This is a genomic window from Bradyrhizobium sp. McL0615 (genome assembly GCF_049993905.1).
In the GTDB taxonomy this organism is placed as follows: Bacteria; Pseudomonadota; Alphaproteobacteria; order Rhizobiales; family Xanthobacteraceae; genus Bradyrhizobium.
Genome location: NZ_CP188254.1, coordinates 7278202 through 7298051, shown reverse-complemented (window position 1 = coordinate 7298051; position 19850 = coordinate 7278202). Strand labels below are relative to the sequence as shown.

The window sequence follows — 19850 nt, the reverse complement described above, 5'->3', positions numbered from 1 at the left end:
CTTTCGAAAGATTAATTTCCCCGCCAGCGTCCCGTAATGGCGGAGTTGTCAATCATGCGGCCGACCATCGAGGCGCGAGGTTTTGCCGTGGGCCGTGCGTTGGAATACAACCTTACAACGCTGAGAGTTTCCCGAGCGTATGTCAGCCTGCTTTCCCGACCTGAGGGGGACGCGGCGGGGATTTCCTTGGCGTGGATCGGGGACTATGAAATTCGCATGCACGCGGCTTCCCCGACCAGCGCCGCGAAGCAGCCGCTTTTCATCGTCGATGTCTTCGACCATGACGCGCAACTATTCATCGACAGTCGCGCTTGTTACACCGTTGCGGAAGGTGCCGTCGCGTTCGACGAATTCCTGCGCATGGCCGAGCCGGTGACAGGCGCGACGTGCGACAAGCCCCCTGTCTGATGGCTGCGTGCTAAAGCACGATTTCCTTTTCGATCCCGATCGCCCGCAAGAACGTCTCGTCGTGGCTGACCACGATAAGCGCGCCATCGAATCCTTTCAGCGCATGTTCCAGTTCCTCGATGGAAGCGAGGTCGAGATGATTGGTCGGCTCGTCCAGCAGCAGCAGGAACGGCGGCTGCCGGCGTGCGAAGACGCAGGCGAGGCCGGCGCGCAGCCGCTCGCCGCCGCTGAGTGTTGCCGCGATCTGCAACGCCGCCCGGTTACGGAACGCAAACCGCGCCAGCGCGGCGTGGGCGTCATTGGCCGAGAGCTCCGGATTTAGGCTGCGCAGATTATCGAGAATGCTTGAGCCGGGATCGAGCAGGCCGATGTGCTGATCGAGCACGGCCATGCGATCGGTGAGGCGGCTGATGTCGCCGCTCGCAGGTTTCAGTGCCCCTGTGAGCAGGCGGAATAGGGTGGTCTTGCCAGAACCGTTGGCGCCGCGGATGGCGATCCGCTCCGGTCCGCGCACCTCGAATGACAGCGGCCCGAACAGATGGCGCTCCCCGAAGGCCATCACCACGTCCTTCAACGCAACGAGTTCGCGTCCGCCGGGCAGATGGGTGCGCGGCAGATCGATCGAAAGCGGCGTCAGGATCTCGACTTGCGCCTTGGCCATTTGCAGCGCCTCGGTGCGCTCGCCGAGCAGGCGGCCGGCGAGCTGGTTTTCGCGCGCGGCGCTGTTCTCGGCGCGCTCCTTCTCGCGGTCCATGAACATCTTGTCCTCGATGCCCTTGGCGCGCCAGGCACGGCCGGCCTTGTCGCGGCGCGCCTTCTTTTCGCGCGCCTTCTGCAGCGCGCGCTCGGTGTTGCGCAACGCGTCCGAGGCACGGTCGAGGTCGTCGACGGCGCGGGCGCGGGCGGCCTCGCGCGCCTCAGTAAAGGCCGGCCATGCGCCGCCGAATATGCTGATGCCGATCGGCGTCAGTTCGACGATGCGGTCGACGCCTTCCAGCAGCGCGCGGTCGTGGCTGGCGACCAGGATGCCGCCCTGCCAGCGTTCGAGTAACTGCGCCACGGCCTGCCGGCCGTCGGTGTCGAGATTGTTGGTGGGCTCGTCCAGCAGTAGCAGATCCGGCGCCTCGATCAGGAGCCGCGCCAGCGCGAGGCGCGTTCGCTCGCCACCGCTCAGCGAGACGATCGGGCGATCGAGTGGTAAAGACGGCAATCCGGCTTCGACCAGCGCCGCCTGTATCCGCGTTTCCAGCGTCCAATCCGCCTCCGTCGCGTCATCGAGTGATCCTTCGCCGCGTTCGAGCCGGCGCAGGCGGGCAAGAACGCCGGCGACGCCGAGCGCTTCGTCGACCGCCAGCCGTTCATCGGTCAGTTGCGCCAGCATGCCGATCGAGCCGATGCGCTGAAGCGATCCGCCTGCAGGCTCGATCTCGCCCGCAATCAGCCGCAGTAATGTGGATTTGCCGCAGCCGTTGCGCCCGACAAGGCCTGTGCGCTCGCCTCCGATGGCGAGCGTCAATCCGTCAAAAAGGAGGCGGCCGTCAGGCGTGGCGAGGGAGATCGAATCCAGAATAAGAAAGGCAGGCATGGAGAGCTTCCGAAATGGACAGGAGTCGCGGCGCGGTCAGCTTTGCGATGTCCATTTCTCTCTCCACGGTTTTTCTGCGACGGGGCCTGTTCGGCCGGCCTTGGCGGGAACCGCCACGACCGTCGATCAGATACGCATTGCGCCGTCATTCGTCCAGCCTGTCACAAAATGTATTCGTGCGCGGCGGGAATACCTGCCGCCCGGCGGGGTGTCTACTTGCGGCTGGACCATGGATTCGCTCTCGCAGAAAAACCGGAGGTTCGCATGTTGAAATCAGCAATCAAGCTCACAATGCTGACACTGTTTTCAGTGGCTCTGATCGCATCGCCGCCATCCGTGCCGGCCTTTGCCGCGGGAGGCGGCGGCGATCCACCTTCGGCCAACCCGCCACCGCCGCCGGACAGACCCGCCCCCAGGTCGAGCTCCAAATCCAAGAAGAAGCCCACCAAACAGTCGAGCGCCGACGACGCTGCCTTCCGGCAGGGATACCGTGCCGCGCATGCGACGATCTACGAGCGCAACGATTATGCTGCCGCCATCGGGCAGCTCAACGCGCTCGGCCACGACGACAACGCCGGCGTTGCCAATCTGATCGGCTATTCCTATCGCAAGCTCGGCGATTACAAGCTGTCGCAAGTCTGGTACGAGCGCGCGCTGAAGACCGACCCGAACCACGTGCTGACCTGGCAGTATTACGGCCTGTGGCAGATCGAGCAGGGCAACCGCGACCAGGCGTCGTATCATCTCAGCCGGATCGCGGCGATCTGCGGCACCGGCTGCGAGGAGTATCGGTCATTGGCGGCGGCGCTCGAAAAACCGCCCGGCACCGGACTCGTTTATTGAGCGTTACGGCATAACAAGGCGGGCGCGCTTCACGGCGCGCCGGCCTGAATCGAAAGCCTCAAGCCTGCGGCCGCAGCCCGTCCGGTGCTGCGGTCGGCATGGCGCGCGTGCGGAAATAGTCCAGCACGAAGAGACGGATCGCCGAGGACAGATTGCCCTGCTGGCGATTGCCGTCGATCTCGCCGACCAGCTCGGACAAGGTCATGTTCCGCAGCCCCGAGATTTCCTTCATGCCGTTCCAGAAAGCCTCTTCGAGGCTGACGCTGGTCTTGTGGCCGGCGACCACGATCGAGCGCTTGACGACGGGTGACTTCATGATGCGTCTCCGTCATCGAGCTTGTGCTGGTCCAAGAGATCGCCGGCGCGATCCTTGCGACGTTGATCGAGAGCACGTTCGGCCTTGGTGCGGCCGAACCGTACGCGGTTGGCATCGGCCTGCTGCGCCGACTGTTCGCGCTCGCTGCGCTTCTTGAATCGTTTCAGGTTGATCACGTCCGCCATGTTCGCCTCCATCATCCGGCGACTCGAAGGCATGATAATTCATTGGCTGGAAAAAAGTCGTCGTGTCGTGCGCAAGCAAATTGGATGGTCATTCGGAATCCTCGTGTAGCACTCTTTGATAGCATCAAAAAATATGTTTCGCTCTGCGAAAACCGAATAATTCCTGCTCTACCACGCGTCAATGCAACCGCGATAGATGATCAACCTCATTCTTCAGCAATGATCCATAATTATATCTCTCACCCGTAGTTTCCCGGGGGCGCGGCGATCAGCCCGGGTGTGTCATTTTGTCCGGCTGCACCAGACGTTCGAATTCGGCGGCGTTCACAAAACCGAGGCGCACAGCCTCTTCCTTCAATGTTGTTCCGCGCGCGTGCGCCGACTTGGCGACCTTCGCGGCGTTGTCGTATCCGATCTTCGGAGCCAGTGCGGTGACCAGCATCAGCGAGCGCTCCATCAAATCGCGGATTCGCTTTTCGTCGGCGCGTATGCCCGCCACGCAATGTTCAGTGAACGACCGCGACGCGTCCGACAGCAGTTGAATGGAATGTATCATACAATATGCCAGTACCGGCTTGTAAACATTCAATTCGAAGTGTCCCTGGCTTCCGGCAACGGTGACGGCTGTCTGGTTACCGAACACCTGACAGCAAACCATGGTCATCGCTTCGCACTGGGTCGGATTGACCTTGCCGGGCATGATCGACGAGCCCGGTTCGTTTTCCGGCAGGATCAATTCGCCGAGACCGGAACGCGGGCCCGAGCCCAGCAGGCGAATGTCATTGGCGATCTTGAACAGGCCGGTCGCCACCGAATTGATCGCGCCGTGCACCATGACATAGGCGTCGTTGGAAGCCAGCGCCTCGAATTTGTTGGGCGCGCTGGTTAAGGGGAGCTTGGTGATTTTCGCGGCGTGCCTGGCGAACAGTTTTGCAAATCTCGGTTTCGAGTTGAGGCCGGTGCCGACCGCAGTCCCGCCCTGCGCCAGCGGGTACAAATCCTTCACCGCGATGCGCAGCCGCGCGATGCCACTCTCGACCTGCGCAGCGTAGCCCGAGAATTCCTGTCCGAGCGTCAGCGGTGTCGCATCCTGGGTGTGGGTCCGCCCGATCTTGACGATCTTTGCGAACGCCTTTTCCTTACTTCGCAATTCGCGATGCAGTTCGGTGAGCGCCGGAATCAGGTCGGCGATGATGCGTCCCGCGGCGGCGATATGCATCGCCGTCGGAAACGCATCGTTCGACGACTGGCTCATGTTGACGTGGTCGTTGGGGTGAACCGGCTCCTTGGCGCCGAGTTTGCCGCCCAGCAACACGTTGGCGCGGTTGGCGATCACCTCGTTGAGGTTCATGTTGGTCTGGGTGCCGGAGCCGGTCTGCCAGACCACCAGCGGAAAGTGATCGTCAAGCTTGCCTTCGATCACCTCGCGTGCGGCGCGGATGATGGCGCCGGCGCGGCGCGCATCGAGCAATCCGAGTTCCCGGTTGGTTTGGGCGGCGGCGAGTTTGACGATGCCGAGCGCGTGGACGATCGCGATCGGCATGCGATCCTGACCGATCTTGAAATTCTGTCGCGAGCGCTCGGTTTGCGCCCCCCAATAGCGGTCGGAAGGAACGTCGATCGGGCCGAAGCTGTCGGTCTCGCTGCGGGTGGATTTGTTTCCGGGTGTTTCTGTGCGGGCCATGCGTAGTGTCCGTTGCGCCGTGAAGTGGCGGAACGCTTACACTACAGCGTAGCTGATTTTCTCGCGCGCGGATTATTTCTTGCGGAAACGATCCAGCCGAACCACTTCCGCGCCTTCGCTCGTCTTCGCCGGCTCGTCGTCCTTGCTTTCCGCAACGGGCTCCGACGCGGCGACGGGCAGGGCAGACGGCGTGGGAACTGTCGGCAGCTTTGCCGCAGGCGCCTCGGCCGTGGCCTCCGACGGCTCGAATTGCAGGCCGAACTGCACCGACGGATCGAGGAAGCTCTTGATCGCCGCGAACGGCACCACGAGCCGCTCGGGGATGCCGCCGAACGACAGGCCGACCTCAAAGCGATCCTCCGTCACCACCAGGTCCCAGAACTGGTGCTGCAGGATGATCGTCATCTCTTCCGGATATTGCGCCAACAGCCGCGGCGACAGTTTCACGCCGTCGGCGGTGGACAGGAAGGTGATGAAGAAATGATGCTCGCCCGGCAGGCCGTGTTCGGCCGCGTCGGTTAGCACGCGGCGCAGCACCCCGCGCAGCGCGTCGCGCGCCAGCACGTCATATCGGATGTGATCGGTCGCCATGGTCGTCCTGTTACGTTGGATAGTCGCCGGTCCCCCGACTCGCCGCTTTGTCCCATGGTACCCCGGCGGGAGCCGCAGGTCAGCAGGGGTGACGGAGCGATTTTGCGGCAGAACGGCGGCGTCGGCCTGAAATCAAGAATAAAGTGGAGGCTTCTGTTGCCAGGTGCCTCCGAACCCCGCCTAGCGGAGCTTAACCCACTAGGACTTTAGACTTGGTCTTTCAAACTGCGTTACGCAGCCTGAGCAACCGGAGCATAGTTGTCGTTTGCAACTATTGCATAGCCCGATAACGGCGGAACCATACCGAGAAAAAACTCGCCCTTTACGCCCTCGTCGATCCTGGTTCGCCCCCGCCGAAACCCATCCTGAAAGGGTGGATTTGGGTGGAGGCGCCGGGTACTGCCCCCGGGTCCGAATGGTTTATTGCGACGGTCATTTATTTCCATAGCCGGCGAGCCGACACTCCCAATATAGGGGGGAATTTTGGAGAAAAACAGGGCCGAAGGCGTTACGCAAACTGGGGAATACGGTGATTGGATTGGCCTCCGGCCTGCCGCCGTTCTAGATTTTGGCCCATGCCTCAGGATTCCTCGCCCGCCGCCGTCCCGGCACCGGATATTTCGCTGTCCCCGCCACCACCCCCGCCCGGTCTGCTCGATCTGTTTGTCGCTTTCGCCAAAATGTCGTTGGCGGGCTTCGGCGGGGTGCTGGTCTGGGCGCGCCGCGGCATCGTCGACCAGCACCGCTGGATGACGGCGGAGGAGTTCAATGAGACCTTCGCGCTGTGTCATTTCCTGCCGGGTCCGAACATCGTTAATTTATCCGTCGTATTTGGCTCGCGTTTCCGCGGCATCGCCGGCGGTGTTGCGGCCTTTGCCGGGCTGGTCGGGCCCCCGGTGGTGATCGCGATTATTCTTGCCGCACTGTATGCCCGTTACGGTGAGATCGACGCGCTGCGGCGAATTCTCGCAGGCGTGTCGTGTGCGGCGGTCGGGCTGTTGATCGCGGTCGTCTTCAAAATGATGATGCCGCTGGTCAAGAAACGTGAGGTCGCCGGGCTATTGATCCTGGTCGCCGTGTTCGTCGCAATCGGGGTGCTGCGGCTGCCGCTGCAGATGGTGCTGCTCGTGGCCATTCCGCTGAGCCTCGCGATCACGGTCTTTATCCGACATCGGGGGAAAGCATGAACTCGGACGCCAATCCGGTTGCGACGCTCGTTTGGACTTTCGGGTTAATGTCGTTGTTTGCGGTTGGTGGCGCGAATTCGGCCATTCCCGAAATGCATCGGATTGCAGTCGACGTCCATCATTGGATGGATGACAGGCAATTCGCCGACGTATTCGCCATTTCCCAGCTATCGCCCGGACCGAATGTCCTGATCGTGACCTTGATCGGCTATTCTGTCGCGGGTGTTGTTGGCGCGCTGGCCGCTACAGTTGCAATGTGCGGGCCGACTGCGGTGCTGGCTTACTACGTCAGCAGGCTGCTGGCGCGCTCGCGCCATTCGCGCTGGCCCGCCATTATTCAGGCAGCATTGGTTCCGCTTTCGATCGGGCTGATGGGCGCCAGTGGCCTGATTTTGGCGTTAACTTCCGATCGCAGCTGGGTGGCCGGGCTGATTACGGTCTCCGCAGCGGTGCTGGCCTTTGCCACGCGGCTCAATCCGCTTTGGATGTTGCTGGCTGGCGGCGCTTTGGGTTTTGCTGGCCTTATCTGACGAAAATCGCTAGCAAGGCCTCCGGACCAGCGCAAAAGCTATCCAATCAGTACAGGCTAGAAGTCTTGGGGAGAGAGATCGATGAGTGATACGCCGAGCCATGGGCCGGTTAATTCCATCATGCCGAAATGGATTCGTTGCCCGCAGGATTTTGTTGGCGGGCTTGCCCTGGTGGCGATCGCAGCTTTCGCCCTCTGGGCGTCGAGCGATTTGCAGGGCATGCGCGGGTTTTCCTTTGGGGCCGGCACGGCGCCGCGAATGTTCGGGATCTTGCTGCTGCTCCTTGGCGCAGGAATTTCGGTCATGGGTCTCATGTTCGAGGGCCCGCAGATTGCGAAATATCATTGGCGGGGGCCGTTTTTCGTTTCGCTGTCGATCCTTGTCTTCGCAGTGGCTATCCGTCCGCTGGGCCTCGTCGTCTCGGCGTTCGTCGCCTTCCTGGTTGCGGGAATGGGAACGCCGGAGACGCGATGGAAGGAAACCATCATCGTCGGCATCTGTCTGACGATCGGCTGCAGCCTGCTTTTCCCCTACGCACTCGGGCTGCCGCTGCAGCTCTTTCCGCGTTTCCTGATTCAGTGAGGGCGTAATGGCCGATCTCTTTTCCAACCTCGCCCTCGGTTTCGGCGTTGCTTTCACCCCGATCAACCTGGGGCTGTGCCTGATTGGCGCGCTGGTCGGCACGCTGGTCGGCGTGCTGCCTGGCATCGGCACCATCGCCACGGTGGCGATGCTGCTGCCGATCACGTTCGGCCTGCCGCCGGTCGGCGCGCTGATCATGCTCGCCGGCATCTATTATGGTGCGCAGTATGGCGGTTCGACTACCTCGATCCTGGTCAACATTCCCGGTGAAGCCGGGTCGGTGGTGACGGCGCTCGACGGCTTCCAGATGGCGAAACAAGGCCGCGCCGGCCCGGCGCTGGCGATCGCCGCGATCGGATCGTTCTTCGCCGGTTGCGTGGCGACCGTTCTGATTGCCGTGCTGGGCGCGCCGCTCACCAAGCTCGCGCTGGCGTTCGGGCCGGCCGAATATTTCTCGCTGATGGTGCTCGGCCTGATCTTCGCGGTGGTGCTCGCCAAGGGATCGGTGCTGAAGGCGATTGCGATGATCGTGTTCGGGCTGCTGCTCTCGATGGTCGGCTCCGACATCGAAACCGGCGCCTCGCGCATGGCCTTCAACATTCCGGAACTGGCCGACGGTCTAGGCTTTGCGACGGTGGCGATGGGCCTGTTCGGCTTTGCCGAGATCATCCGCAATCTCGATGCCGGCAGCGAAAGCGATCGCGAACTGGTCCAGCAAAAGGTCACGGGACTGATGCCGACGGCAAAGGATCTCAAGGACTCGGCGCCGGCCATCCTGCGCGGCACCGTGCTTGGATCGATCCTCGGCATTCTGCCGGGCGGCGGCGCCGTGATCGCGTCGTTCGCGGCTTACACGCTCGAAAAGAAGATCGCCAAGGATCCGTCGCGGTTTGGCCGCGGCGCGATCGAAGGCGTTGCGGCGCCGGAGAGCGCCAACAACGCCGCGGCCCAGACCTCGTTCATTCCGCTGCTGACGCTCGGCATTCCGCCGAACGCGGTGATGGCGCTGATGGTCGGCGCCATGACGATCCACGGCATCGTTCCGGGTCCGCAGGTGATGCAGAAGCAGCCGGAACTGGTGTGGGGCATGATCGCCTCGATGTGGGTCGGCAATCTGATGCTGCTGGTCATCAACCTGCCGCTGGTCGGCATCTGGGTGCGGCTGTTGCGCGTGCCGTACCGCCTGATGTTCCCGTGCATCGTGATCTTCTGCGCCATCGGCATCTATTCGGTGAACAACGCGCCGGTCGATGTCGTCCTCGCAGGCGCGTTCGGACTGGTCGGCTATTGGCTGATCAAGCACGATTTCGAGCCGGCGCCGTTGCTGCTTGGCATGGTGCTGGGGCCGTTGATGGAAGAGAACCTGCGCCGCGCACTGCTGATCTCGCGTGGCGACTGGTCGGTGTTCCTCACCCGTCCGCTGTCGGCGGTGCTGATGGCGATCGCGGCGTTCCTGCTCGTGCTTGCGGTCTTGCCGTCCCTACGCAAGAAGCGCGACGAGGTATTCGTCGAGTCCGAGAACTGACCTGCCTGCGGCGGTGGGCCGCAGGTTGCAGTCTGGTCCACTTCGCGTGAGCTGATATGACTTGCAGATGCCGGCTTGGGAGAGCCGGCATTTGTTTAAGGGCTGAAGGAACTCAATATGAACTGGTATGGACGCTCGCTTGCGAGCGGCTGTCTGGCTGCGCTTGCCGGGCTCGCATCGCTTACTGCTCAGGCGCAGGCACAGACCTATCCGACGCGCAGCATCACCATGATCGTGCCGTTCGCGGCCGGCGGTCCGACCGATGTCATCGCGCGCATCGTCACCGGCCATATGGCGCAGACGCTTGGTCAAGCCATCATCATCGAGAACGTCGTCGGCGCCGGCGGAACGACCGCGACGACGCGCGCATCGAAGGCCGCCAATGACGGCTATACGCTGATCACAGGCCATATGGGCACGCATGCGGCATCGGTGCCGCTTTATCCCAATCTCGCCTACCACCCCGAAAAGAATTTCGAGCCGGTCGCGCTGCTCGCCGGCACGCCGATCCTGATCCTGGCGCGCAAGGATTTCGCGCCGAAGGACCTCAAGGAATTCGTCGCTTACGTGAAAGCGAACGAAACCAAGGTCAACGCGGCACATGCCGGCGTCGGCTCGGTCTCGAACGTGTCATGCGAATTGCTGAACTCGGTGCTCGGGGTCAAGCCGGTCGGCGTTCCCTTCAACGGCACCGGACCCGCGATGAACGCGCTGGTGGCGGGGCAGGTCGACTATATGTGCGACCAGATCGTCAACGCGGTGCCGCAGGTCAACGGCGGCACCATCAAGGCCTATGCGGTGGCGACGGCCGAGCGTAACCCGTCCTTGCCTAATGTTCCCACCACCACCGAGGCGGGCCTGCCGGCCTTCCAGGCCCAGGCCTGGAACGCGATCTTCGCGCCGAAGGGAACGCCGGCGGACGTCGTCGCCAAATTGAACGAAGCGGCCGTCAAGGCGCTGGATGACGAGGGTGTGCGCAAGCGCCTGCTCGATCTCGGCAGCGTCATCCCGGGCCCCGCCGACCGTACCCCGGCCGCACTGGGAACCCTGGTGAAGAACGAAATCGCGAAGTGGACGCCGGTGCTCAAGCCGGTGAATTAATCCCAAATAATCAAGCGGATAGGCGAGGGGCAGGACGCAAGTTCCGCCCCTTGTCGTTTGCGTCGGGGATGATCATTTTTCGGGGTATAATCGCGGCAGGAAGCCGAATCGGCATGTCGATCGGCTATCCCGGCCGCTAAATTCCCGCTCCCAAAGGCCCCGAAACGTCAGCCATGAACCAGTACCACGACCTGCTCGAACGTATCCTCTCTGACGGCGCGGAAAAGCACGACCGCACCGGCACCGGCACGCTGTCGATCTTCGGTCACCAGATGCGGTTCAACCTGTCGGCCGGGTTTCCGATGCTGACCACCAAGCGGCTGCCGCTGAAGGCGATCGTGCACGAATTGCTGTGGTTCCTCGCCGGCGACACCAACATCAAATATCTCAAGGACAATGGCGTCTCGATCTGGGATGAATGGGCCGACGCCAACGGCGACCTGGGCCCGGTCTACGGGTCGCAATGGCGCTCCTGGCCGGCGCCGGACGGGCGCAGCATCGACCAGATTTCCAACGTCATCGACATGATCAAGCGCAACCCGGATTCGCGGCGGCTGATCGTGAGCGCCTGGAATCCGGCCGATGTCGACAAGATGGCGCTGCCGCCCTGTCACTGCCTGTTTCAGTTCTATGTCGCCAACGGCAAGCTGTCGTGCCAGCTCTATCAGCGCTCCGCCGACGTGTTCCTCGGCGTGCCCTTCAACATCGCGTCCTATTCGCTGCTGACCATGATGGTCGCGCAGGTGACCGGATTGAAGCCGGGCGATTTCGTGCACTCGTTCGGCGACACGCATCTCTACGTCAACCACCTCGACCAGGCGCGGCTGCAGCTGACCCGGCCGACCCGGCCATTGCCGGTGATGAAGATCAATCCTGACGTGAAGGATATCTTCGCGTTCCGTTACGAGGACTTCGCGCTCGAAGGCTACGATCCGCACCCGCACATCAAGGCCGCAGTGGCCGTATGAGCAGCAGCGGTGTGAGTACCTGATGTCCCTTCTGATCCGCCGCGCGCGGCCGGGCGAAGCTGGACTGGTCCTGTCTTTTGTGCGCGAACTCGCCGAATACGAAAAGCTGCAGCACGAAATGGAGGCGACGGAGGCTGACATCGACGCAGCGCTGTTCGGCGCCAATCCGCGATTGTTCTGCGAGATCGCCGAATGGGACGGCGCGCCGGTCGGCTTCGCGGTCTGGTTCGTCAATTTCTCCACCTTTAGCGGCCGTTCCGGAATCTATCTGGAAGATCTGTTCGTCCGTCCCGCGCTGCGCGGCAAGGGCATCGGCAAGGCGCTCCTGGTGCATCTGGCAAAGCAATGCGTGGCGAGCGGCTGGTCGCGTCTGCAATGGTCGGTGCTCGACTGGAACACGCCGTCGATCGAATTCTACAAATCGCTCGGCGCTGAGATGATGGACGAGTGGACGGTCTGCCGGGTCGGCGGTCAGGCGCTGACGGCACTCGCGCAAGGAGGGCGGTGATGGAAATCGTTCTCGTCGTCGCCGTCGCCGAGAACGGCGTGATCGGGCGCGACAATGCAATTCCCTGGCGCCTGAAATCCGATCAGCAACGCTTCAAGGCGATCACCTTGAACAAGCCGGTGGTGATGGGACGCAAGACCTTCGAATCGCTGCGCCGGCCGCTTCCGGGACGGACCAACATCGTCGTGACGCGTGATCCGAACTACCGAGCCCACGGTGCCGTCGTCACGACGTCGTTCGAAAATGCCCGCGCGGTCGCGCAGGGTGACGCGCTGCGACGTTTCGCCACTCAGATTGCCGTGATCGGCGGCGCCGAGATCTACGCGCAATGGATGGATAGCGCCGGCCGCCTCGAAATCACCGAAGTGCACGCCAGGCCCGAGGGCGACACGCATCTTGCCGCAATTGACCCGGCGGCCTGGGAAGAGGTGGCGCGGGTACGGAATCCGGCAGGTCCCGACGACAGTGCCGACTTCTCCTATGTGACATATCGTCGGCGCAAACAGCGTTAACCTCGCTAACCGATGTTTGCATTGACAATTATGGCTTCAATCATAGCTGCTTCTAGCCGGAAGCTTGCGTTGTAAGGGGCCTGACGGTCCCCTATAAAGCCGGGCGGATACGCGAGGCTTTGAGGCATCCTGCCTAAACCGGCGGACCCGGGCCCCCGCAGAGGAGAGTTTATATGCCGTGGAAGAATCAAGGCGGAGGCCCCTGGGGCCAGGGTCCCAAGGGACCGTGGGGTGGCGGTCCGCAATCGGTCGGGCCAAGGCCTCCCGATCTGGAGGACCTTCTGCGGCGCGGCCAGGACAAGCTGCAACAGCTTCTGCCGGGCGGACATTTCAGCGGCATGGGCATCGCGCTGGTGCTGGTCGGCGCGCTGGCGATCTGGGGATTGTCCGGTTTCTTCCGCGTCCAGTCGGAAGAACTCGGCGTCGTGCTGCGCTTCGGCAAGCACGTGCGCACCGTTGACCCCGGCCTGAACTATCATCTGCCTTACCCGATCGAAACCGTGCTGCTGCCGAAGGCGCTGCGCGTCTCCACCATCTCGATCGGCATGACGCTGATCGACGATCCGGCGCGGCGCGGCCGCACCATGCGGGACGTTCCGGAAGAAAGCCTGATGCTGACCGGCGACGAAAACATCGTCGACGTCGATTTCACGGTGCTGTGGCGGATCAAGCCCAACGGCGTCGGCAATTTCCTGTTCAACATCCAAAATCCCGAAGGCACCGTGAAGGCGGTGGCCGAAAGCGCGATGCGCGAGGTGATCGGCCGTTCCAACATCCAGCCGATCCTCACCGGCGCCCGCAACACGACCGAGCAGGCCGTGCAGGACCTGATGCAGAAGACGCTGGATCAATACGGCTCCGGCGTTCAGATCACGCAGGTGCAGATGCAGAAGGTCGACCCGCCCACGCAGGTCATTGACGCGTTCCGCGACGTGCAGGCCGCGCGCGCCAACCTCGAGCAACTGCAGAACGAGGCGCAGACCTATGCCAACCGCGTCGTTCCCGACGCGCGCGGACGCGGCGCGCAGATCCTGCAGGCCGCCGAAGGTTACAAGGAACAGGCGGTCGCCGAGGCCAAGGGCCAGAGCTCTCGCTTCCTGAAGGTCTACGATGAATACAAGAAAGCACCCGACGTGACGCGGCAACGAATTTATCTGGAGACGATGGAGAAGGTTCTCGGCGGGTCCGAGAAGCTGGTCTATGACGGCGGCAACTCCGCACAGAGCGTCGTGCCGTATCTGCCGCTCAGCGAATTGACGCCGCGCCGTCCGGCGCCGACGACTGGCCAGCAGCAGACGGGAGCAACGCGATGAGGTCTCCAGTTGCAGGTGTTGTCACCCTGGTCCTGCTGTTGTTCGCGGTGATCGTGGGCTACAGCTCGATCTTCACGGTGTCGCAGACCGAACAGGCGCTCGTGGTCCGGCTCGGCCGGCCGGTCGACGTCGTGTCCGAGCCGGGCCTGAACTTCAAGGCGCCGTTCATCGACACCGTCATCAGTATCGACAAGCGCATCCTCGATCTGGAAAATCCGTCGCAGGAAGTCATCGCTTCCGACCAGAAGCGGCTCGTCGTCGACGCCTTCGCCCGCTACCGGATCAAGAACCCGCTGCGCTTCTATCAGAGCATCGGCTCGATCCAGGCCGCCAACATCCAGCTCACCACGCTATTGAACGCGTCGCTGCGCCGCGTGCTGGGCGAGGTCACCTTCATCAACGTGGTGCGCGACGAACGCGAGAACCTGATGACGCGCATCCGCGACCAGCTCGACCGGGAGGCCGATCAGTACGGCATCCAGGTGGTCGACGTGCGTATCCGCCGCGCCGACCTGCCGGAGCAGAACAGCCTGGCGGTCTACAAGCGCATGCAGACCGAACGTGAGCGCGAGGCCCAGGAATTCCGAGCCCAGGGCGGCCAGAAGGCCCAGGAGATCCGCTCCAAGGCCGATCGTGAAGCGACCGTCATCATCGCCGATGCCAATTCGACCGCCGAGCAGACCCGCGGCGTCGGCGACGCCGAACGCAACCGCCTGTTCGCCGAGGCCTATGGCAAGGATCCGGAATTCTTCGCCTTCTACCGCTCGATGGCGGCCTATGAGACCGGCCTTCGTTCCAGCGACACCCGCTTCCTGTTGCGGCCGGATTCCGAATTCTTCCGCTTCTTCGCAAATCCGTCTGGCCATCCGCCGGCGGCCGCGGCGCCGAAGCCGTAAACGTCCGGCCGGATACACGCGTTACGGCGAAGCCCAATGTGCTATTGCACATTGGGCACGCTTCGCCGGCATAAAAGCAAAAGGCGCTTGAATAGCGGGGGGTTGTTATCCGATGAGGTCCATAGCGTTCACCGACTTCCTCATCGGTGTGGGCATCCTCTTTGTGCTCGAAGGCCTGATGTTCGCCGCCAGCCCGGCCTGGATGCGCCGGGCGATGAAGAGTGCGCTGGCCACGCCGGACAATATCCTGCGGATCGTCGGCATTGTCTCGGCGGTCATGGGTCTGGTGCTGATCTGGTTGGTGCGACGGTAGGCATTCACCGTCATTTTCAGGATGGTCCGAAAAACCAGAGCTCGGGTATGCCAATGCACATCGGGGAATCCCGAGATTCTCCGGTGTGCAACGGCACACGGTAGTTCGATTCGCGCCCCGGAATGATCGCAATTAACGGCCGCAACTAGCTGTGGCGTCAACGCAATCGTGAGCCGCCGGAGGCCGGTTTTTCGCCGGAATAACCGGCGCAGATGCTTGCGCCTCGGACCCGTTCGGGCGCACTGTGCAGCTGAATTCCACCCTTTGGAGACAAGCCGACATGACCGGTGCCAGACCCGCCTTGAGCCGCCGCCTGCGCCTGATGGGGATTGCGATCTCGCTCAGTGCCGCCAGCTTGCTGGCCTCGGTGCCGGCCAGTGCGCGCGGTCCGGACGGCATCGCCGACATCGCCGAGAAGGTGATCGATTCCGTCGTCAATATCTCGACCTCGCAGACGGTGGAGGCCAAGGGCGGCGGTGGCAGGGAAGCGATGCCGCAATTGCCGCCGGGCTCGCCGTTCGAGGAGTTCTTCGACGACTTCTTCAAGAACCGCCGTGGCGGATCGCCCAAGGGCGGCGACAAGAGCGGTGAGATGCCGACGCCGCGCAAAACCAATTCGCTGGGTTCCGGTTTCATCATCGATGCCTCAGGCGTCGTCGTCACCAACAATCACGTCATCGCGGATGCCGACGAAATCAACGTGATCATGAACGACGGCACCAAGATCAAGGCCGAGCTGGTCGGCGTCGACAAGAAGACCGACATTGCGGTGCTGAAGTTCAAGCCGGTGAAGCCGCTGGTCGCGGTGAAGTTCGGCGATTCCGACAAGCTGCGGCTCGGCGAATGGGTGATCGCGATCGGCAACCCGTTCAGCCTCGGCGGCTCGGTCACGGCCGGCATCGTGTCGGCGCGCAACCGCGACATCAGCCAGGGACCATACGACAACTACATCCAGACCGACGCCTCCATCAACCGCGGCAATTCCGGCGGACCGCTGTTCAATCTCGAAGGCGAGGTGGTCGGTGTCAACACGCTGATCATTTCGCCGACCGGCGGTTCGATCGGCCTCGGCTTCGCGGTGCCGTCGAAGACGGTGGCGGGCGTCGTCGATCAGCTCCGGCAGTTCGGCGAACTGCGCCGCGGCTGGCTTGGCGTTCGGATCCAGCAGGTCACCGACGAGATCGCTGAAAGCCTGAACATCAAGCCTGCGCGCGGTGCGCTGGTTGCCGGCGTCGACGACAAGGGGCCGGCCAAGCCCGCCGGCATCGAGCCCGGCGACGTCGTCGTCAAGTTCGACGGCAAGGACGTCAAGGACCCGAAGGATCTGTCGCGCGTCGTCGCCGACACCGCGGTCGGCAAGGAAGTCGACGTGGTCATCATCCGCAAGGGCAAGGAGGAAAGCCGCAAGGTCACGCTCGGCCGCCTTGAGGATACTGAAAAGGTGCAGCAGGCCGCCGCCAAGACCAAGGAAGACCCCGCCGAAAAGCCGGTGACGCAGAAGGCGCTCGGCCTCGATCTCGCCGCGCTGAGCAAGGACCTGCGCACGAAGTACAAGATCAAGGACAGCGTCAAGGGCGTGATCGTCACCGGTGTTGACGGCAACTCCGACGCCGCCGAAAAGCGACTCTCCGCCGGCGACGTCATCGTCGAGGTGGCGCAGGAAGCGGTCACCAATGCGGCCGACATCAAGAAGCGCGTCGATCAGCTCAAGAAGGACGGCAAGAAGTCGGTCCTGCTGCTGGTCTCGAACGGCGATGGCGAATTGCGGTTTGTCGCGCTGAGCGTGCAGTAGGAGATGAAGTAGGTCGCGCCATCACACATCGGCTGTCATACTCCGCGAAGGCGGAGTATCCAGTACGCCGGGCCTTCGGTTCTATCGCTAACGTCTCTGGAATACTGGATCACCCGCCTTCGCGGGTGATGACTGTTGCGCGCCAACACCTTACGTGAGTGAGACCACGGCCAGGAAGTGGATCGGCTCGAGGCGAAGCTTCGACCGCTTGACTTCAGGTATCTTGCTGTAGTGCTGCAGCCAAAGTTCGAGAAAACGGTCGAGATCGACCAGGTCGATGTGAACGGCGCCATGGCCCGCTTCGCGGCGCGCTTCCCTTGAGAAGCCGCCTGAAGAAACAAACAGGCCGATTTCCCGATCGCCCCGGATGATGCCTCGAAGTGCTGCAACATCTTCGCGCGATGCGGTCTGGTCTCGATGCTTGACCTGAACCCGAATATGCGGCGTCTGCGCGCCCAGCGGATCGATATAGGCGAGGATATCGGTCCCGCCATCGGAGCCGGGTTTCGAAACCGTGCTTGTGGCGTATCCCATCCCTTCCAGTAGGGCCGCCACGAGGTTCTGGAATTCGTAGCCCGAGAGGGTGTCGAGATAGGTGTCGATTTCGTCGCGGGCCTTCTCCTTGGCATCTTCGAACAAAACGGAAGTGTCGAGTGGCGCCGTTTCGTCGACAGCGTTTGCAATGCTGGCGTCTGTCTTTGCCTTCTGATGACTCCAACGCCATTCCCGGTAGCGGGACCTCATCAGCCGCTTGAGTTCGTAATCCGGTCGGGTCACGAACTTCTGACCCTCGTCCGTTACCCGCCATCGTCCGTCTGATTTGACGAGCAACACAGCTTTCGTCGCTGCAACGGAATGGAAATGCAGGGTGGCCCGCCACCGGGGCAGTCCCGATCCCTTCATCGTTTCCTTGTCGAAATCATCCAAGGGCAGCTTTGATTGGATCTCCGCGTAGATGTCACGTGGGCGCATGCCGTCCGGGTGAGCCCTTAAGAGTCCAAGCACGAATTTTATGAATGAAACGCCACGATCAACCGTCTTAGGTTGGCTCATTGCGACCCCTTAAGATGCTACTTCTTATGCAGGCTACTTAAGGTTGCTCAGCGTCGCAATAGGTTCACGTTGCTGGCGTGAGCAACGAACCAATTTCAATTAGTCCGCGAACTCGTCGCGTCGATAGCCCTGCGCATACAACAGCGCGGTGAGGTCGCCGTAGTCGATCCGCGCGGCGGCGGCGGCGGCGACCGCGGGCTTGGCGTGATAGGCGACGCCGAGCCCCGCCGCCTCGATCATGCCGAGATCGTTGGCGCCGTCGCCGGTCACCAGCGTGTCGATGTCGTCGAGGTCGAAACTTTCCATGAGCTCGATCAGGGTGGCAAGCTTGGCGGCGCGTCCGACGATCGGCTCGATGACTTCGCCGGTCAGCTTGCCGTTCTCGATCCCGAGCTGGTTGGCGCGGTTTTCCTGGAAGCCGATCATGGCGGCGACCGCATTGGTGAACAGCGTGAAGCCGCCCGAGATCAGGCAGGTGTAGGCGCCGTTGGCACGCATGGTCATGACCAACTCGCGGCCGCCCGGCGTCGGCGTGATGCGTTTGGCCAGCACCTCGTCGACCACGCTGACTGGCAGATCCTTCAACAGCGCGACGCGCTCGCGCAGCGCCGGCTCGAATTCGATTTCGCCGCGCATCGCCCGTTCAGTGATCCCGGCGACATGCGCCTTCAGCCCGGCGAAATCGGCCAACTCGTCGATGCATTCCTGGCCGATCATGGTGGAGTCCATGTCCGCCAGAAAAAGCTTCTTGCGCCGCGTCGCGACTGGCTGCACGACAATGTCGATCGGCAGGTCGCCGCGCGCCGCTTGCAGGCGGGTTTCGATCGCCTTGATGTCGTCCGGGCTCTTGACCTGATAGTCGAAGGGAATGTCGACTGCCACTTCGTCGAACAGCCACTGCGCCGTGCCGGGCGATGGGAGAACGGCCATCGCGCCGTCGACGATAGTGGTGTCGAGTGCGGGATTGGCCGGGTTGCAGATCAGGGTGGCGACGAGGGACATGCAGGCGAATTCGCTTAATTTGAGCAAGGCCGTGCTTATCGCAGGGCCGACCGCCAGCGGCAAGTCGGCCCTGGCGCTCGAATTGGCGCAAAAGACCGGTGGAATCGTCATCAACACCGATTCCATGCAGGTCTATCGCGACCTCCGCATCATCACGGCGCGGCCGACAATGGATGAGGAGGCGCGCGCGCCGCACCGGCTCTATGGCCATGTCGACGCGTCAGTCAATTTCTCGGCCGGTGCCTGGGTGGCGGATGCCGAAAAAGCGTTGGCGGAGGCGCGCGCGGAAAGGCGTCTGCCGATCTTCATCGGCGGGTCCGGCCTGTACTTCAAGGCGTTGACGCGCGGCCTTTCCGCGGTGCCGCCGATCCCACCCGAAATACGCGACGCCGTGCGCGCCCGGCTGGAACGCGATGGCGTCGAAGCGCTGCATGCCGAGCTGGCGCAACGCGATCCCGCCTCGGCTGAACGACTGAAGCCGCGCGATCGTACGCGGATCGCCCGTGCGCTGGAGGTCGTCGAAGCCACCGGCCGTACGCTGCCCGACTGGCATCGCGAGGGTCTGCCGCCGCTGCTGCCTCGGAGCGACTTCACCGCCCTGTTCCTTTCGCCTGAACGCGATCAGCTTTACGCGCGGATCGATGCGCGGTTCGATACGATGCTTGCATCGGGTGCGCTGGAGGAAGTCGCCGCGCTGGCCGCGCGAAAGCTCGATCCCCTGCTGCCGGCGATGAAGGCCCACGGCGTACCGGCCCTGATCCGCTACCTCGGCGGCGAGATCACGCGCGAGCAGGCCGCCGAAACCGGACGCGCCGACACCCGCCATTACGCCAAGCGGCAATTCACCTGGTTCCGGCACCAGCTACCGGAGTTCGAGTGGGTGGCTCCGGAGGCTGCGAGGGGGTGGCTGGAGGCCCGTCTTCCGTAGCCCGGATGAGCGCAGCGATATCCGGGAT

The 19850-nt window shown here is 62.8% G+C and carries 22 protein-coding genes and 1 other RNA gene; 15 read left to right on the top strand and 8 right to left on the bottom strand.

Annotated elements, in window-relative coordinates; genetic code table 11:
- The first annotated feature begins 54 nt into the window (after nucleotides 1-54).
- On the top strand, nucleotides 55-408 hold the full coding sequence (locus ACPPVP_RS35110; RefSeq protein WP_426528132.1) for a hypothetical protein: 354 nt from the start codon (nucleotides 55-57) through the stop codon (nucleotides 406-408).
- Nucleotides 409-418: 10 nt separating this feature from the next.
- On the opposite strand, the gene ACPPVP_RS35105 is transcribed toward ACPPVP_RS35110, so the two are convergent.
- Nucleotides 419-1993, bottom strand: a complete 1575-nt coding sequence (locus ACPPVP_RS35105) for an ABC-F family ATP-binding cassette domain-containing protein (protein ID WP_426528131.1) — start codon at nucleotides 1991-1993, stop codon at nucleotides 419-421.
- 264 nt (nucleotides 1994-2257) lie between these two features.
- Here ACPPVP_RS35105 and ACPPVP_RS35100 point away from each other — a divergent pair, with 264 nt between their 5' ends.
- The gene (locus ACPPVP_RS35100) at nucleotides 2258-2836 is read left to right on the top strand and encodes a tetratricopeptide repeat protein (protein WP_426528130.1); all 579 of its coding nucleotides are present in this window, start codon (nucleotides 2258-2260) and stop codon (nucleotides 2834-2836) included.
- 58 nt (nucleotides 2837-2894) lie between these two features.
- Here ACPPVP_RS35100 and ACPPVP_RS35095 read toward each other — a convergent pair whose 3' ends face one another.
- From ACPPVP_RS35095 to ssrA, 5 genes are all read right to left on the bottom strand, one after another.
- On the bottom strand, nucleotides 2895-3152 hold the full coding sequence (locus ACPPVP_RS35095) for a ribbon-helix-helix domain-containing protein (RefSeq protein WP_426528129.1): 258 nt from the start codon (nucleotides 3150-3152) through the stop codon (nucleotides 2895-2897).
- On the bottom strand, nucleotides 3149-3337 hold the full coding sequence (locus tag ACPPVP_RS35090) for a DUF4169 family protein (RefSeq protein ID WP_426528128.1): 189 nt from the start codon (nucleotides 3335-3337) through the stop codon (nucleotides 3149-3151). Before ACPPVP_RS35090 ends, ACPPVP_RS35095 begins: the two co-directional genes overlap by 4 nt.
- 268 nt (nucleotides 3338-3605) lie before the next feature.
- Entirely contained in the window at nucleotides 3606-5021 is a 1416-nt protein-coding gene (gene fumC / locus ACPPVP_RS35085) for a class II fumarate hydratase (RefSeq protein WP_426528127.1), read from the bottom strand.
- Between the two features lie 72 nt (nucleotides 5022-5093).
- Nucleotides 5094-5612: an SspB family protein gene (locus ACPPVP_RS35080; protein ID WP_426528126.1), complete on the bottom strand. Its 519-nt coding sequence runs from the start codon at nucleotides 5610-5612 to the stop codon at nucleotides 5094-5096.
- Between the two features lie 142 nt (nucleotides 5613-5754).
- Nucleotides 5755-6112: a transfer-messenger RNA gene (ssrA, locus tag ACPPVP_RS35075) on the bottom strand.
- Between the two features lie 75 nt (nucleotides 6113-6187).
- Here ssrA and ACPPVP_RS35070 point away from each other — a divergent pair.
- The 12 genes from ACPPVP_RS35070 to ACPPVP_RS35015 all read left to right on the top strand — a co-directional run bounded on the left by ACPPVP_RS35070 (nucleotide 6188) and on the right by ACPPVP_RS35015 (nucleotide 16839).
- Nucleotides 6188-6799, top strand: a complete 612-nt coding sequence (locus ACPPVP_RS35070) for a chromate transporter (protein WP_426528125.1) — start codon at nucleotides 6188-6190, stop codon at nucleotides 6797-6799.
- Entirely contained in the window at nucleotides 6796-7329 is a 534-nt protein-coding gene (locus tag ACPPVP_RS35065) for a chromate transporter (protein WP_426528124.1), read from the top strand. Before ACPPVP_RS35070 ends, ACPPVP_RS35065 begins: the two co-directional genes overlap by 4 nt.
- 81 nt (nucleotides 7330-7410) lie before the next feature.
- The gene (locus ACPPVP_RS35060) at nucleotides 7411-7911 is read left to right on the top strand and encodes a tripartite tricarboxylate transporter TctB family protein (protein WP_426528123.1); all 501 of its coding nucleotides are present in this window, start codon (nucleotides 7411-7413) and stop codon (nucleotides 7909-7911) included.
- A 7-nt stretch (nucleotides 7912-7918) separates the two neighbouring features.
- Entirely contained in the window at nucleotides 7919-9436 is a 1518-nt protein-coding gene (locus tag ACPPVP_RS35055) for a tripartite tricarboxylate transporter permease (protein ID WP_426528122.1), read from the top strand.
- Nucleotides 9437-9553: 117 nt separating this feature from the next.
- The gene (locus tag ACPPVP_RS35050) at nucleotides 9554-10537 is read left to right on the top strand and encodes a tripartite tricarboxylate transporter substrate binding protein BugD (protein ID WP_426528121.1); all 984 of its coding nucleotides are present in this window, start codon (nucleotides 9554-9556) and stop codon (nucleotides 10535-10537) included.
- Between the two features lie 173 nt (nucleotides 10538-10710).
- A complete protein-coding gene (locus tag ACPPVP_RS35045; protein ID WP_426528120.1) occupies nucleotides 10711-11505 on the top strand; it encodes a thymidylate synthase in 795 nt (264 codons plus the stop codon).
- 22 nt (nucleotides 11506-11527) lie between these two features.
- Nucleotides 11528-12013 carry an N-acetyltransferase family protein gene (locus ACPPVP_RS35040; RefSeq protein WP_426528119.1) on the top strand — a complete coding sequence of 162 codons (486 nt, stop codon included), beginning with the start codon at nucleotides 11528-11530 and terminating at the stop codon, nucleotides 12011-12013.
- The gene (locus ACPPVP_RS35035; RefSeq protein WP_426528118.1) at nucleotides 12013-12525 is read left to right on the top strand and encodes a dihydrofolate reductase; all 513 of its coding nucleotides are present in this window, start codon (nucleotides 12013-12015) and stop codon (nucleotides 12523-12525) included. The genes ACPPVP_RS35040 and ACPPVP_RS35035 overlap by 1 nt, the downstream gene beginning before the upstream one ends.
- A 173-nt stretch (nucleotides 12526-12698) precedes the next feature.
- Nucleotides 12699-13838 carry an FtsH protease activity modulator HflK gene (gene hflK / locus ACPPVP_RS35030; RefSeq protein ID WP_426528117.1) on the top strand — a complete coding sequence of 380 codons (1140 nt, stop codon included), beginning with the start codon at nucleotides 12699-12701 and terminating at the stop codon, nucleotides 13836-13838.
- Nucleotides 13835-14734, top strand: coding sequence for a protease modulator HflC (gene hflC / locus ACPPVP_RS35025; RefSeq protein WP_426528116.1), 900 nt, complete (start codon nucleotides 13835-13837; stop codon nucleotides 14732-14734). The genes hflK and hflC overlap by 4 nt, the downstream gene beginning before the upstream one ends.
- Nucleotides 14735-14846: 112 nt before the next feature.
- Entirely contained in the window at nucleotides 14847-15047 is a 201-nt protein-coding gene (locus ACPPVP_RS35020; protein WP_426528115.1) for a DUF2065 domain-containing protein, read from the top strand.
- Nucleotides 15048-15327: 280 nt separating this feature from the next.
- A complete protein-coding gene (locus ACPPVP_RS35015) occupies nucleotides 15328-16839 on the top strand; it encodes a Do family serine endopeptidase (RefSeq protein ID WP_426528114.1) in 1512 nt (503 codons plus the stop codon).
- Nucleotides 16840-16989: 150 nt separating this feature from the next.
- Here ACPPVP_RS35015 and ACPPVP_RS35010 read toward each other — a convergent pair whose 3' ends face one another.
- Together ACPPVP_RS35010 and serB are read right to left on the bottom strand one after the other, a co-directional pair.
- Nucleotides 16990-17892, bottom strand: coding sequence for a restriction endonuclease (locus ACPPVP_RS35010; protein ID WP_426528113.1), 903 nt, complete (start codon nucleotides 17890-17892; stop codon nucleotides 16990-16992).
- Between the two features lie 99 nt (nucleotides 17893-17991).
- Nucleotides 17992-18894 (bottom strand): phosphoserine phosphatase SerB, encoded by a 903-nt coding sequence (gene serB, locus ACPPVP_RS35005; protein WP_426528112.1) that lies wholly within the window; start codon nucleotides 18892-18894, stop codon nucleotides 17992-17994.
- Here serB and miaA point away from each other — a divergent pair.
- Entirely contained in the window at nucleotides 18893-19822 is a 930-nt protein-coding gene (gene miaA, locus ACPPVP_RS35000; RefSeq protein WP_426528111.1) for a tRNA (adenosine(37)-N6)-dimethylallyltransferase MiaA, read from the top strand. The genes serB and miaA overlap by 2 nt on opposite strands.
- The last annotated feature ends 28 nt before the right edge of the window (nucleotides 19823-19850 follow it).

Excerpts from the sequence above, each read along its gene's own strand:
- ACPPVP_RS35035 (WP_426528118.1), top strand. The coding sequence starts at position 12,013 with ATGGAAATCGTTCTCGTCGTCGCCGTCGCCGAGAACGGCGTGATCGGG.
- hflK (WP_426528117.1), top strand. The coding sequence starts at position 12,699 with ATGCCGTGGAAGAATCAAGGCGGAGGCCCCTGGGGCCAGGGTCCCAAG.
- hflC (WP_426528116.1), top strand. The coding sequence starts at position 13,835 with ATGAGGTCTCCAGTTGCAGGTGTTGTCACCCTGGTCCTGCTGTTGTTC.
- ACPPVP_RS35065 (WP_426528124.1), top strand. The coding sequence starts at position 6,796 with ATGAACTCGGACGCCAATCCGGTTGCGACGCTCGTTTGGACTTTCGGG.
- serB (WP_426528112.1), bottom strand. The coding sequence starts at position 18,894 with ATGTCCCTCGTCGCCACCCTGATCTGCAACCCGGCCAATCCCGCACTC.
- ACPPVP_RS35095 (WP_426528129.1), bottom strand. The coding sequence starts at position 3,152 with ATGAAGTCACCCGTCGTCAAGCGCTCGATCGTGGTCGCCGGCCACAAG.
- ACPPVP_RS35050 (WP_426528121.1), top strand. The coding sequence starts at position 9,554 with ATGAACTGGTATGGACGCTCGCTTGCGAGCGGCTGTCTGGCTGCGCTT.
- miaA (WP_426528111.1), top strand. The coding sequence starts at position 18,893 with ATGCAGGCGAATTCGCTTAATTTGAGCAAGGCCGTGCTTATCGCAGGG.
- ACPPVP_RS35015 (WP_426528114.1), top strand. The coding sequence starts at position 15,328 with ATGACCGGTGCCAGACCCGCCTTGAGCCGCCGCCTGCGCCTGATGGGG.
- ACPPVP_RS35105 (WP_426528131.1), bottom strand. The coding sequence starts at position 1,993 with ATGCCTGCCTTTCTTATTCTGGATTCGATCTCCCTCGCCACGCCTGAC.
- ACPPVP_RS35020 (WP_426528115.1), top strand. The coding sequence starts at position 14,847 with ATGAGGTCCATAGCGTTCACCGACTTCCTCATCGGTGTGGGCATCCTC.
- ACPPVP_RS35045 (WP_426528120.1), top strand. The coding sequence starts at position 10,711 with ATGAACCAGTACCACGACCTGCTCGAACGTATCCTCTCTGACGGCGCG.
- ACPPVP_RS35070 (WP_426528125.1), top strand. The coding sequence starts at position 6,188 with ATGCCTCAGGATTCCTCGCCCGCCGCCGTCCCGGCACCGGATATTTCG.
- ACPPVP_RS35080 (WP_426528126.1), bottom strand. The coding sequence starts at position 5,612 with ATGGCGACCGATCACATCCGATATGACGTGCTGGCGCGCGACGCGCTG.
- ACPPVP_RS35100 (WP_426528130.1), top strand. The coding sequence starts at position 2,258 with ATGTTGAAATCAGCAATCAAGCTCACAATGCTGACACTGTTTTCAGTG.
- ACPPVP_RS35055 (WP_426528122.1), top strand. The coding sequence starts at position 7,919 with ATGGCCGATCTCTTTTCCAACCTCGCCCTCGGTTTCGGCGTTGCTTTC.
- ACPPVP_RS35060 (WP_426528123.1), top strand. The coding sequence starts at position 7,411 with ATGAGTGATACGCCGAGCCATGGGCCGGTTAATTCCATCATGCCGAAA.
- ACPPVP_RS35090 (WP_426528128.1), bottom strand. The coding sequence starts at position 3,337 with ATGGCGGACGTGATCAACCTGAAACGATTCAAGAAGCGCAGCGAGCGC.
- fumC (WP_426528127.1), bottom strand. The coding sequence starts at position 5,021 with ATGGCCCGCACAGAAACACCCGGAAACAAATCCACCCGCAGCGAGACC.
- ACPPVP_RS35040 (WP_426528119.1), top strand. The coding sequence starts at position 11,528 with ATGTCCCTTCTGATCCGCCGCGCGCGGCCGGGCGAAGCTGGACTGGTC.
- ACPPVP_RS35110 (WP_426528132.1), top strand. The coding sequence starts at position 55 with ATGCGGCCGACCATCGAGGCGCGAGGTTTTGCCGTGGGCCGTGCGTTG.
- ACPPVP_RS35010 (WP_426528113.1), bottom strand. The coding sequence starts at position 17,892 with ATGAGCCAACCTAAGACGGTTGATCGTGGCGTTTCATTCATAAAATTC.